General features: G+C 52.2%; 12 protein-coding genes. 2 read left to right on the plus strand and 10 right to left on the minus strand.

Going from position 1 to position 11,944, the window contains the following annotated elements:
* Nucleotides 1-226: 226 nt before the first annotated feature.
* Both ACPLJI_RS05950 and ACPLJI_RS05955 read left to right on the plus strand, forming a co-directional pair.
* The gene (locus ACPLJI_RS05950; RefSeq protein WP_424731138.1) at nucleotides 227-520 is read left to right on the plus strand and encodes a hypothetical protein; all 294 of its coding nucleotides are present in this window, start codon (nucleotides 227-229) and stop codon (nucleotides 518-520) included.
* The gene (locus tag ACPLJI_RS05955; protein WP_424741168.1) at nucleotides 514-1,518 is read left to right on the plus strand and encodes a pseudomurein-binding repeat-containing protein; all 1,005 of its coding nucleotides are present in this window, start codon (nucleotides 514-516) and stop codon (nucleotides 1,516-1,518) included. Before ACPLJI_RS05950 ends, ACPLJI_RS05955 begins: the two co-directional genes overlap by 7 nt.
* A 67-nt stretch (nucleotides 1,519-1,585) precedes the next feature.
* On the opposite strand, the gene ACPLJI_RS05960 is transcribed toward ACPLJI_RS05955, so the two are convergent.
* The 10 genes from ACPLJI_RS05960 to ACPLJI_RS06005 form a co-directional block, all read right to left on the minus strand.
* Nucleotides 1,586-3,403: a heavy metal translocating P-type ATPase gene (locus ACPLJI_RS05960; protein WP_424731136.1), complete on the minus strand. Its 1,818-nt coding sequence runs from the start codon at nucleotides 3,401-3,403 to the stop codon at nucleotides 1,586-1,588.
* A gap of 175 nt (nucleotides 3,404-3,578) precedes the next feature.
* A complete protein-coding gene (locus ACPLJI_RS05965) occupies nucleotides 3,579-4,214 on the minus strand; it encodes an HPP family protein (protein ID WP_424731135.1) in 636 nt (211 codons plus the stop codon).
* On the minus strand, nucleotides 4,204-4,962 hold the full coding sequence (locus tag ACPLJI_RS05970; protein WP_424731134.1) for a 4Fe-4S binding protein: 759 nt from the start codon (nucleotides 4,960-4,962) through the stop codon (nucleotides 4,204-4,206). The genes ACPLJI_RS05965 and ACPLJI_RS05970 overlap by 11 nt, the downstream gene beginning before the upstream one ends.
* A 79-nt stretch (nucleotides 4,963-5,041) precedes the next feature.
* Nucleotides 5,042-5,983, minus strand: a complete 942-nt coding sequence (locus ACPLJI_RS05975) for a carbohydrate kinase family protein (RefSeq protein ID WP_424731133.1) — start codon at nucleotides 5,981-5,983, stop codon at nucleotides 5,042-5,044.
* Complete coding sequence (locus ACPLJI_RS05980) at nucleotides 5,983-6,873, minus strand: formylmethanofuran--tetrahydromethanopterin N-formyltransferase (RefSeq protein WP_424731132.1); 891 nt, start codon at nucleotides 6,871-6,873, stop codon at nucleotides 5,983-5,985. Before ACPLJI_RS05980 ends, ACPLJI_RS05975 begins: the two co-directional genes overlap by 1 nt.
* A gap of 21 nt (nucleotides 6,874-6,894) precedes the next feature.
* Nucleotides 6,895-7,911 carry an energy-converting hydrogenase A, subunit R gene (locus tag ACPLJI_RS05985; protein ID WP_424741169.1) on the minus strand — a complete coding sequence of 339 codons (1,017 nt, stop codon included), beginning with the start codon at nucleotides 7,909-7,911 and terminating at the stop codon, nucleotides 6,895-6,897.
* Nucleotides 7,904-9,250 carry a 4Fe-4S dicluster domain-containing protein gene (locus ACPLJI_RS05990; protein WP_424741170.1) on the minus strand — a complete coding sequence of 449 codons (1,347 nt, stop codon included), beginning with the start codon at nucleotides 9,248-9,250 and terminating at the stop codon, nucleotides 7,904-7,906. The genes ACPLJI_RS05985 and ACPLJI_RS05990 overlap by 8 nt, the downstream gene beginning before the upstream one ends.
* A gap of 15 nt (nucleotides 9,251-9,265) precedes the next feature.
* Nucleotides 9,266-10,288, minus strand: coding sequence for a 4Fe-4S binding protein (locus ACPLJI_RS05995; RefSeq protein WP_013295618.1), 1,023 nt, complete (start codon nucleotides 10,286-10,288; stop codon nucleotides 9,266-9,268).
* A 24-nt stretch (nucleotides 10,289-10,312) separates the two neighbouring features.
* On the minus strand, nucleotides 10,313-11,425 hold the full coding sequence (locus ACPLJI_RS06000; RefSeq protein WP_013295617.1) for a nickel-dependent hydrogenase large subunit: 1,113 nt from the start codon (nucleotides 11,423-11,425) through the stop codon (nucleotides 10,313-10,315).
* Nucleotides 11,422-11,868: an NADH-quinone oxidoreductase subunit B family protein gene (locus tag ACPLJI_RS06005; protein WP_013295616.1), complete on the minus strand. Its 447-nt coding sequence runs from the start codon at nucleotides 11,866-11,868 to the stop codon at nucleotides 11,422-11,424. Before ACPLJI_RS06005 ends, ACPLJI_RS06000 begins: the two co-directional genes overlap by 4 nt.
* Nucleotides 11,869-11,944 lie beyond the last annotated feature (76 nt).

Genomic DNA, 11,944 nt, shown 5'->3' on the forward strand with positions numbered 1-11,944 from the left:
GGATTGGAAATTGTCATTCAGTCCATTGGGGAGATGGAAAGAGCATATTCACTTATCATTAAAATGAAAAGATTTCATGAAGCCTATTTTGATTTGAAAGGTTCATATAAGACTTTTTTCAGTCAAATAAACCAAAATATTTATATATGACCTTAAATTCAAGTTTTTAATGTCACAGTGACCCTACCGGGCACTGTGGATTGGAGGCGGTAAAATTTCGGTGAACATGAGACTGGTGTGCATGCTCACCGCATGCATGCTCCTCATGAATACAGCAGGATATGCAGTGGCAGCTGATGATACAGCCTTTGAGGTTGAAGAGCCGCTGGATCAGTGCTTCAGTTTAAAGGAAAATTGCAGTAAAGAGCTGGTGGACAGTGGCAGCAACGAAACGTTCCATGGGGGGAGCGATCAGCTGGGTGCAGATAAAACTGAGCCCCCTGTTTCAGTGGACCGGGAGGGGATGAAGCCCCTGACAACAGCACAAATAAAGCTGGAGTGGCAGGTACAGACATGGTGAACGCCAGTGGCAATTCAGGCAGCCATTTCCAGGCTGCAGGTGATAATTCAGGCGTGACCCATGCAAACATCCTGAGGGCTGCGGTTAACCTCAGGAAGTACATTGAGACCTATGGTAAGCTACCATCAACGGTATCGGTGGGAAGCCAGAAGCTGACAGCTGCACAGTTCCTTGACCTTATGCTCAGGGATCTACTTAAAACTGCAGGAAGGTCAACTCCACTTACAGTGCGTTCAGTGGCGGCAGCACCCAACCCATCAGGGTCAGCGACAGGGAAGCTATCAAAGTCAGCCTACATCAAAGTTGCAGAGAACGTAGTGAAATTCATAAACAGTAATGGCAGGGCACCCAACTATGTGAGTTCAGCCATAGGAAAGGTATCCTATGAGAATCTCGTATATGCGGTTTCAAGGATCCTGGCATTCCATGCTGACAGTGGCAGATTACCCAGCTATGTCACGGTAAAGAAAATCAGTGCTTCTTCAGCACCAGCACAATCATCCCTTAAAAAGAGACCCGAGAATGATCCCTACACTGGTGAGAGCACCTCCCGGTACCTTTCGGCAACAGCAAACTGTCAGGTGAATGACGCGGCAATAAGGTCACTGGCAGCCAGCCTCACCTCAGGCCTCACCGGTGCATGGGATAAGGCAACAGCGATATTCAACTGGGTACGCGACAGCATCAGCTACAGCTTCTACTACAACACCAGGTACGGTGCCACCGGCACGCTGAAAACAAGGACAGGAAACTGTGTTGACCATTCACACCTCCTGGTGGCCCTCTTCAGGGCCGCGGGGCTTGCTGCCAGGTACGTGCATGGTACATGCACCTTCACCTCAGGTAACACCTATGGCCATGTCTGGGCCCAGGTACTTGTGGGTGACACCTGGTACGCTGCAGATGCCACGAGTTCAGGGAACAGCCTCGGCGCTGTATCAAGCTGGAACACTGCAACAGCAAAGATTAAGGGAATATACGCAGGTCTTCCCTTCTAGTGGTTTTTAAACCACATTTTATTCTTTTTTTCTGATTATTGTCATGGAAATCTAAAAAATTGCGGTATCAGTACCTTGCAATGAGCAGACTGTTCACTATAACAAAGAGTGACAGCCCCATATCACCCACAGCAACCGCGACCCAGAGGGGTACGGAGCCGGTGACAGAGAGCACTGCAAGGGAGAGTTTAACTGTAACCGTTAAAGCCGTGTTGATCCTAACGGTGCGGAGGGTCCTCCTGCTTAGATCCATAAGTTCGCCTATCCTCTCAAGGTTATCCTCCACCAGGGTTATATCTGCTGTTTCAAGCGCCACATCTGATCCCCGGACACCCATGGCTATCCCCACGTCTGCAGCTGCAAGGGCCGGGGCATCGTTAACACCATCACCCACCATTGCGACGGGTCCACTCTTTCTTACCTCATCAATCACCTTCATCTTATCGTCGGGGAGAAGACCTCCCTGATAGCTTTCAACTCCAAGTTTTGCTGCAACATCAGCCGCAGCCTCCTCGGTGTCCCCGCTCAGCATCATGACTTTAATTCCCCTATCCCTGAGTTCTGAGACTGTCCCTCTGGCTGAATCCCTGAGTGTATCTGCAAGTGTTATCCTTCCAGTGATTCCCTCTGGTCCCCTGAGGTAGACTGTGGTACCGTTACCGGGGCTGGCCCCAACAAGCTCGGGGCTTCCAATGGTGTACTTCACCCCGTTGATGTGGCCTGAAACACCCCTCCCTGGCATGGACTCAAATTCACTGACATCGTCTGTCTCCCCATGGTAGGAGTCCACTATGGCCTCTGCGATGGGGTGCCCTGACCTCTTCTCAAGGGAGGCTGCGATCCTGAGGACCTCATCCCTCCTCTCAGCGGGTTCAACAGATATGACCCGGGGGGATCCCTCGGTGAGTGTTCCTGTTTTATCGAATATCATGTTTCTCACAGAGGCCATGGCCTCCAGGAACTCCGAACCCTTGATGAGGATACCCCTGCGGGCGGCCGCGGTCATCCCCGAGACCATTGCAACCGGTGTTGATATGAGGAGTGCGCATGGACATGAGATGACAAGGAGTACCAGGGCCCTGTAGATCCATGTCACGATGGATCCACCCATTATAATGGGGACCGCTGCCGTTAGAACCGCGAGGGCTATGACAGCTGGAGTGTAGACTGATGCAAAGCGTTCTATGAACCTCTCCCTGCGGGATCTTCTGGTGGCAGCTCTTTTAACGGTTTCAATAACACCTGCAAGTACTGTGTTATCTGCTTCCCTTGTAACCCTGACCTCCAGGTATCCGTCAAGGTTCCGGGTACCTGCAAATACTTCACTGCCCTCCTGCACGGTTACTGGGATGGATTCACCTGTTATGTTTGACTGGTCCACCTTTGACCTGCCATTGGTTACGGTTCCGTCGAGTGGAATGGTTTCGCCGGGTTTTATACCCATTATGGATCCCAAAGCCACCTCCTCAACCTTAAACATCTTCTCCCCCTCATCGAGGATCCTCGCGGTTCTGGGCCTGAGTCTCATAAGTGATTCAACGGAACTGTGGGATCTTCTGTGGGCGTACTCCTCAAGGTACTCTGCGATGTTATATAAAACCGTTACAAGGGCCGCCTCTGTGTAGTCACCCAGTAATATGGCCCCAGCGGCTGCTATGAGTATGAGGAAGTTCACTGTGAAGCGTCCCCTCAGAACTGATCTGATTGCTGGTGGGAATATCCTGTAGCCGGCAGCCGCCACTGAGGCAAGTAGAAATGGGACTGAGATCAAACCACCTGCGAAGCTGAGGATGATTCCTGATATGAGGAGCGCGCCTGATGCTGCGATGATCCGTATATCTTTATCCCCCTCCTCCGGGGAACATGAGCTGCATTCACATCCCATACAATTCACCTGAACATATGAATACACATTCATATGTATTCATATTATATAAGTGTTCCTTAATATCAGTGGTGCCAGAAGCATCATAGGCCTGCCCCCATGAACCTTCAGGAAAGCCACAGATTACGTCCATCCGTGATACATGAAACCATGAACAATCAAAAAAATAAGGGGATTATTTCCGTGCCCTTGCAATCTTCCTTGCAATCACAAGTTCACCTATGGCTATCAAACCGACAAAGAACTTTTCAAGACCGCCTGTAGCCCATATGGCCTCGCCAAATGTGGAGTTCCTGATCCTCTCCTCGTATTCCTTCGGCTTGATCCTCTTACCTGTGCGTCTCCTTGTGATGATTGCTGCGGCCTCCATGAGTTCGTCCCAGCTAACACCCTTGAGTTCAGTGTTCATGGCCTCAAATATCTTGGAGACCTTGATCTCATAGAGCTGTGAGAGCGTTTCAACGATATCAAAGGACCTCACAACACCCACAACCCTTCCCTCATCGTCCAGCACAGGGACACTCACAAGTTTGTGGTGGGCTGTTTCAAGGACCGCCAGCCGCGCCGGGTCGTTCTCATTGACATGCACTATCCTCTCAGGGGGCTGCATGATTTCAGATACAAGTTCAAATCCGTCCCGGAGCCCCCTCATAACATCAAAGCTTGTAACCCATCCCACAAGTTTCCCCTCATCATCCACAACCGGTGTTGTGAATTTCCTTGTTTTCTCCATCTTCAGGGAGACATCAACAACCCTGTCCCCAGGGGATACTGCTATAAACTCCTTATCCATTATTTCCTTAACTTTCATCTGACAACCTCTCCAGTTTAAGTGCTGCCACAGGACACTTAGAAGAACAGACCTCACAGAGGATACATTTATCCCCATCAACAACAACTTCCCCATCATCGATCCTTATGGCGCCGGTGGGGCAGTTCTCCTCACATACAAGGCACTCAACACATGCATCCTGGTCAACGATGAGCCTGCGGGTTTCAATGACAGGTCCAAGTTCCCTTTCAAGTTTTATGGCATCTGAGGGGCACACGTTGACGCAGGCACCGCAGCCAATGCAGATGGATTCATCCACTGCTGCAGTTTCACCCACCACCCCTATTGCGCCCGTGGGGCAGAACCTCTCACAGGTGCCACAGGCGGTGCATTTATCTGTAACCTGGATATCCCTCATGCGGAGTGTTCTGTGGGGAATCCTCAGGTATTCAAGGTTGTATGTGACATCCTCATCAATGGTGGCTGTGCTCTCAACAACATTTATGCATCTCACAGGACATGTCTGGGCACATATCTCACATTTAACACAGTTGTCGAGTATCCTGGCGGCCCGTGAGGCAGATGAATCTGATATGGCATCAACGGGACACTCCTCAACGCAGAGGTTGCACCTGACGCACTTTGGTGTTATGTCTATGAATTTATCACGAACCCTGCACCTTCCAAGTTCCACCCTGACCTCATCAGGGCTCTCCTCAAGGTCCATCGACTTCAGTGCAACGTCCCTCTGGAGATCATCAAGTTTCTTTTTAAAGACAATATCCATGATACAACCCCGGTATTTGTTCAATCTTTAAAGAGATTAACATGATCCTCCTCTATTAATTTAAACATGTTCACTTAAATTATTTTCCAGAATCGCCGCTTGTACCCTGATTGACATCCCCCCTGAGGTACCCCTCCAGAACCTCAAGGGCCTCCCTCCCCGGGAGGGACGATGTGGCACCGTAGCCCTCTATGCACCGTGATGCTATGTAGCTTCCAAATAGGCACGATATCTCGAGTCCATGTCCTGAAAGCCATGCATAGAGGAAACCCGCATTGAATGCATCCCCGGCGCCCGTTGTATCCCTGCAGGTGGTCTCAAATGCCTCAACCACCACCTCGGAACCGTCGAAGGCTCTGACACCCTCAGAGCCCATCTTCACGACAACCACGTCAACCCCCAGTTCAGCCGATGCCCCGACAGGGTCAGTGGATCCTGTCATGAGCTCCAGTTCCCTCCGGTTGACCAGGAGGATGTCTGTCCTCTCAAGAATATCCCCAAGTTCAGATGCGCCCAGTTCTGCATAGAGGTGCCCGGGGTCCAGGCTCACTGTAACAGACTCATTGATGACCTCCAGGACATCCCTCTGCACCCGGATACCTGATCCTGCAAAGGATGTGAGGTGAAGGAGTCTGGTTTTAAGTGCATCCTCCGGGACCTCCTCCAGGGTGAGTGTGTCGTTAACACCGGGATCCACGTAGAGCGCCCTGTTCCCATGGGGGTCAACGAATCCCATGACCCTGCCACTTCTTCCCTCCTCTGACACAGCGACGTAATCGGCCACACCCTCCCCCCTGAGGTTCCCCCTGAGGATCGAACCCTCCCTGTCACCTGCAACCTTGCCTATGAATGCCGTCCGCAGACCGAGCCTTGCAAGACCTATTATGGTGTTGGCCGCTGATCCACCGCAGGACTCCACTGCATCACGGACAAAGACCTCCTCATCAGGTCCCGCTATCCTCTCAACCATGTGGAGCTGGTCCAGGTTAAGGGCCCCCAGGCCCACTGCATCAAATAACATCAGAGAACACCGTGAAGGTCTATCCTGTGGTCCCCAAGTTTACCATCATAGTTACCTGCTGAAACCATCAGGACGCCGTCGTAGCGGCAGACAGCCTCTATACCCGCCCTCATGGCCTCCTCAAGTGCCTCCAGAGATAGGCCATTTATGACTATCTCCGGTATGTAGCCCACACCCTCAGGTACCCTTGACTCATCACCCAGCAGGTCCCTCAGGCTTGGACAGTAGGGGTGGTTGGTTGTGGGGCCGATCCAGGGGTAATTCGTCTCGGGCTTGGAGGCGGCCGAGCAGATATCAAAGGGCGTTACAACACCCTCAACCTCACCTATAGCGTTTATGGCGGCTCTTCCAGCCTCAAGGACGGTTTCAGGGTCCCTGCACATGTACCAGAAGTTGGCCCCCATAATCGCATCCCTGTATCCCATTTTTGATTCGATCTTAAAGTCCGGGACCGCTATGGGAATGTTGATCATTTCACGGCCATTGAATTCCTCAATCCACTCATAACCGTCCCCGCAGTGACCCACATGCTTCATCATATCCATGTACCCCTCAGGGTCGGGCGTGGAATTGTAGAGGGCTGTGAATGGCTTCACCAGTATATCCTGCCTGATCCTGTAGGAGAGTTCGACCTGGAATTTCTCCAGGTCAGGGAGGGCATAGTAGAACTGCACAGTGGCCCCTGGCCTCCCATCCGGTGTTTCATCAGCTGAGAGGAATGATTCAACACCACCCTCAACCCTGCCTATAACCGCGCCCGGGGTTGCAGTTGAATCACGGGCCGCCATCCTCACGGTTTCCATGTCACGGGCCGTTATGGTGGCCCTCACACACCTTCCATTGAAGGCCTCTGAGAATGTATCCTCAATCACCGTTCCGTTAATCTCCATAATCAACACCTGACGCTCAATTCAGCCCAGGGACCCCACGTCCTCTCCCCGTATCCTCTTCCTGACTGCGAGGCTCTCCTCAACCAGTTCCTCTGTATCATCCACAGGTGTGATGGTGGGGTATGCGTCCCGGAATATGTTCTCGAATCTCTCAGCAACCCTGAAGTCCACCCTGAAGGATTCAAGGGCCCTTTCAGGGTCCTCTGAGTACGCCTTAACGAATTCCATTACATAGTCCCTGCCGAACCTTGAGTGGAGGTCCACGAGTGGTAGAAGGGCCCTTGAGTCCCTGGATATGACGGCCACCTCAGCCTCCCTGAGTGCGTACCTGTTGCCGTTAAATGAGACAGGTATACCCTTCCCCCTGAGTTCCCTGAGGGGTTCAACGTCTGTTATGCTGTCCCCCACGTACATGGCCGCCTTAGGTGATAGGCCAAGTTCAGACAGTATACCCCTCAGGGCCACCCTCTTACCGTCCCCGCCAACAGTCCTGACCTCATCAAGAAGCCTCCCTATCCTCATCTCAGGTATTTTCTTGAAGAATATCTCATCCAGGTCCTGGAAGTCTCCATCAATGACTTCCTCCCTCAGTTTCATGAGCATCTCCCTTTCATCATCCCCGATGGGGACATTGAGGTTCAGGGTTGTGTGGCGGGTGTTCCCAATGGGGAAACCTGTGCGCCTGCAGAGGGCCTCTATGTAGTGCCTGTAACTTGTGCTTATTATGTAGGCTGGCATGAGCTGCATGGCAAGCTCGAGGGTCTCCTCTGCCCCAGGTACAAGTTTCAGGGTCCTCTCTGAGAATTCAATTAGCTTCTCATCGGTGACACCATAGGCCACCAGGAAGGGGACTATGAGTTTCAGGGTGTCCCCTGCATTGTAGCCGGGCCTTTTTATCTCATCTGCCAGTATATCATCAAATTCGCTGACCTTCCTGAAGAACACATCACCTTCAGGCATGAAGTGGGCCGCGGCCTCGAATGCGTTGTCGTTCAGTGAAACCGGGCCCTCGCAGTCTGTCACAAAGACCCTATTCAAGGTTATCATCCTCCAGGTTAAGTTTCACTGCGGTAACAGGGCATATGTCCTGGCATTCACCGCAGAGTATGCAGGTATCCACATCAATCTCCACCTCACCATCCATTGCCATGGCATCAACGGGGCAGTGGTTGACACAGACGCCGCACCTCTGGCAGATCACATGATCCACCTCCACAGCCCCCCTTCTCGGTCCCCTGAGGATTCTGCGCTCAAGGTATATCCTGCCATCGGATGCCCTGAAGCCCTCCTCTGTTATTTCAACTGCATCAACAGGGCAAACTCCTCTGCAGCGACCGCAGAAGACGCATCCATCCTTTATCTCAACAGGGGCTGGTGTTACCGGTTCTATAACTCCAACCGGGCACTCGGTGACGCATAGCCCGCAGCCGATGCACCTCTCCTCAAGGACCCTTATGCTCCTCTTTGGCTTTGTGAAGTCCACTATATGGTTGAGTTCCAGGATTTCAAGGTCCGAGTCAACGAGTTCCTCTATACCTTCCCTTATTTCATCTGTGACATCCACACTGAACTCGGGTTCATCCCTGGAGAACCTTCTCTTCACGCTCCTCAGAACCGAGTCTATCCTGCCAAGGTTCCTTACGAGTTTCTCTGATTCCCTCTCAAGGATATCCCCTGCTATCTCCATGTTATTTAGCTTTGAGAAGTTTTCGTATGCCCTCTTTCTGGATGAGTACTTTATGGCTGCTGATGGGCAGACATCCATGCACTCCTCGCACCTTGCACAGTATGATGGGTCTATGTAGGGGAGCCTGTTGATCTTACCAACCTTTATGGCGCCCCTGGATGGGCAGACCCTGGTGCAGGTCATGCAGCCTATGCAGTCCCTCTGGTTAACCACAACAGCCTTTCCACCCACCACGGATCTCGGCAGGATCTCACCATATTTTATGGCCTCTGTGGGACATGCCCTTGCACAGTAGCCGCACCTGACGCATTTATCCTCGTCTATCTCACTGTGAACCCCTGTCTTCCCTGATGATGTCAGGTGTATGGCCCCTGTCCTGCAGGCAGATACACAGGCACCGCAGCCACGGCAGATCCTGGGGTTTATCACAGGGACGTTTTCCCTCACTGGCTCCCCGAGGATTGTCTTCATCCTTATGGCATCGTAGGGGCAGGCCTCCCTGCAGAGGACGCAGCCAAAGCAACGGTCATCTATCTCAACCTCCCCTGTGTCCGGGTCGATGTGCACGGCATCAACAGGGCATGCATTCAGGCAGGGCTTATCAGGGCAGTTCCTGCATTTCTCATGGTGGATTTCATAGTCAACGTCAACTTCCCTCAGGGGCTTTACGGGTTTTGCTGCAGCTGGAATGTTATCATCTCCTCATCACTTTACAGGAAGCGCCGCCGGTTTTATGGTGATCCTGATCACTTCCTCACCGTTGGACTCGTCAATGAGAAACCTTGCAACGTAGTACCCGGCAACACCGAACGGGCAGGTCTGGTAGCATGTGCTGCACCTGAGACACTTTTCAGGGTCCCTCACGACTCCCTCATCCTCCGAATAGGTTATGGCACCCGATGGGCACTCATCTACGCATAACCTGCACTGAACACACTTCTCAGGGCTCCATGTTATGATCCTCATCTTCAGGCGGTCTGTTATCATCTCAAGGATGTCCCTGGTTATATCCTCATCGGGCAGAATCTCAAGGGCCCTTTCAAGGAGGGGTCGCAGGGGGTGGTTCATCCTGTAGACCTCACCCGCCCCGAGTTTCTTTATATCATCACTGCGCTCCTCGATGGCCGCCTCCAGTTCATTGACAGCCAGGTTTATAACCATCTTCTGTTCCTCAACATATGCCACGTGTATCCTCTTGAGCGCACCCTTGACAGGGCACTTCTCAAGGCAGTCACCGCATGCTATGCACCTGCTCTGGTCAATCTCGACCCTGCCGTCCTCCTCAACGATGGCATCAACCGGGCAGGCCTTCATGCATTTCCTGCAGCGTATGCAGAGGTAATCGTCTATCACGTAGAGCTTCTCTGAGGGTACGATTGTGAACTCTTCCCTTATGAGGTGGTTCTCACCGCATTCTATAGTCTTGGGGTCGGTGGGGCAGACCTCGGCGCAGAATCCGCACCTGATACAGGCCCCCCTCACTATCACCGGGTAGGTCAGGCCCTCCTCCTCGGAGGTGTCGGTATCGCGGACCAGTTTTATCGCGCCGGGGGCAGGGCATGCTGTGGTGCAGGCCCCGCAGCCTATGCAGTACTCCTTATGTACTGTGGGGAAATCCCTGAACCTTTCGGGTTTTTCAAGGATCTCGTGTTCTGTATGTGCATTTGCAAATTTCTCTGCCCATGATTTGCGGGCAAACTCGTAGAGGTACCATATTACAGAGGACATAGGACATCAACATGATCAATTCTTTTAAAGGAGTATCTCCCTCTTTCCCTCATTCTCGTCCAGGACCACGACCCTCTCTGCACATGCTATGCATGGGTCTGCACTGGCATAGGTTGCAACGGCATCTGCAACGGTTGCAACGTCACGCAGCATGTACTTTGCACAGGCATCGATGTTCATGATGCTGGGGGTCCTTATGGAGATGTTCTTTATGAGGTTTCCGTTGGTCTCAATCATGTAGGCCACCTCACCGCGGGGTGCCTCGTTTCTCCACTCCCCGTAGCCTGCCTTCACATCCACCTTCCTCCTCACAGGGCCAGAGGGGATACTGTCTATCACCTGCTTTATGAGGTCAATTGAGACCCTTATCTCATCGAAGCGGTTCATGACCCTTGCAAAGTTGTCCCCCTCATCCCTCCAGATTGTCCTGAAATCCAGGTGGTCCCGGTAGGTGGGGTGATCCTCCCTGAAGTCATACCGTATACCCGAGGCCCTTCCGATGGGTCCCACTGCCCGGGCCTTCTCTGCCTCCTCACGGCTCATGTAACCCACGTCCCTTGACCTGAGTCCTATGAGTGGCCCGTGCTCGAACATTTCAACGTAACGGTCGAATTCCCTTTCAAGGTCCACTATGATCTCCCTTATCCTTGAGAGGTGATCCTCTGAGGCGTCCATCCTCACACCCCCCACAACGTTCCAGCCCATGTTGACACGGTTACCTGTGAGTAACTCGATGGCATCCATGACAGGCTCCCTCAGGGCCAGCATGTACATGAACATTGTCTCATGGTCAAGGGCCTTGAAGTAGGTTGAATTTGCAATGAGGTGACTCTGTATCCTGTCAAGTTCGTTGGTCAGTGCACGGAGGAACTGGGCCCTCGGTGGGGCCTCCACCTCAGATATGGCCTCGAATGCCTCTGCAAAGGTCTGTGTGTGTATATATGAGCATATCCCGCAGACCCGCTCAGAGAGGTATATGGCCTTCTGCCAGGTCTTGTTCCTCATCACCCTCTCTATTCCCCTGTGAACGTATCCATACTCTATCTCGGCCTTGAGAACCTTCTCACCCCTTGTCTTAACCTTGAGCCTTATGGGCTCCTTGTAGCCGGGGTGCATGGGTCCAAGTGGCAGTATCATCTCTTTCTCCCCCTCTCTGCTATTGCACCGGGTGCCACAGACAGTATCGCTTCAAGTATCTCAGATGGCCTTGGCGGACAACCAGGGACCTCAGCGTCCACCGGTATGAAGTCAGAGACCGGTGCATAGACGCTCCCACCCTCCTGGTTGAACACGTCCCCTGAGATGGGGCAGTTGCCCAGGGCCACCACTATCTTTGGCTCAGGTGCCTTGCTGTATATCCTCTGAAGCTTCTCTCTCCACTGCTCTGTAACGGCACCGGTCACCAGTATCACATCAGCCTCCCTGGGGTTCTGGTGGACGTATATACCGTACTGTTCAAGGTCATATCTGGGTGAGAGGAGTGCAAGGACCTCTATGTCGCAGCCGTTGCACCCTCCGGTGTTCACAAGACACACGTGGATTGATGTTTTCCTCAGAATACTTTTAAGAGCATCCAACATTTCTTTACCTCTACATCTACTCTTTAATGATCAATCTTAAGCTTAAGAACATCCAACATTTCTTTACCTCTACATC

Origin of the sequence: Methanothermobacter sp. (genome assembly GCF_049720995.1) — an archaeon.
In the GTDB taxonomy this organism is placed as follows: domain Archaea; phylum Methanobacteriota; class Methanobacteria; order Methanobacteriales; family Methanothermobacteraceae; genus Methanothermobacter.

Coding starts and splice junctions, on each gene's coding strand:
- ACPLJI_RS05950 (WP_424731138.1), top strand. CDS start 227: ATGAGACTGGTGTGCATGCTCACCGCATGCATGCTCCTCATGAATACA.
- ACPLJI_RS05955 (WP_424741168.1), top strand. CDS start 514: ATGGTGAACGCCAGTGGCAATTCAGGCAGCCATTTCCAGGCTGCAGGT.
- ACPLJI_RS05960 (WP_424731136.1), bottom strand. CDS start 3,403: ATGGGATGTGAATGCAGCTCATGTTCCCCGGAGGAGGGGGATAAAGAT.
- ACPLJI_RS05965 (WP_424731135.1), bottom strand. CDS start 4,214: ATGAAAGTTAAGGAAATAATGGATAAGGAGTTTATAGCAGTATCCCCT.
- ACPLJI_RS05970 (WP_424731134.1), bottom strand. CDS start 4,962: ATGGATATTGTCTTTAAAAAGAAACTTGATGATCTCCAGAGGGACGTT.
- ACPLJI_RS05975 (WP_424731133.1), bottom strand. CDS start 5,983: ATGTTATTTGATGCAGTGGGCCTGGGGGCCCTTAACCTGGACCAGCTC.
- ACPLJI_RS05980 (WP_424731132.1), bottom strand. CDS start 6,873: ATGGAGATTAACGGAACGGTGATTGAGGATACATTCTCAGAGGCCTTC.
- ACPLJI_RS05995 (WP_013295618.1), bottom strand. CDS start 10,288: ATGTCCTCTGTAATATGGTACCTCTACGAGTTTGCCCGCAAATCATGG.
- ACPLJI_RS06000 (WP_013295617.1), bottom strand. CDS start 11,425: ATGATACTGCCACTTGGACCCATGCACCCCGGCTACAAGGAGCCCATA.
- ACPLJI_RS06005 (WP_013295616.1), bottom strand. CDS start 11,868: ATGTTGGATGCTCTTAAAAGTATTCTGAGGAAAACATCAATCCACGTG.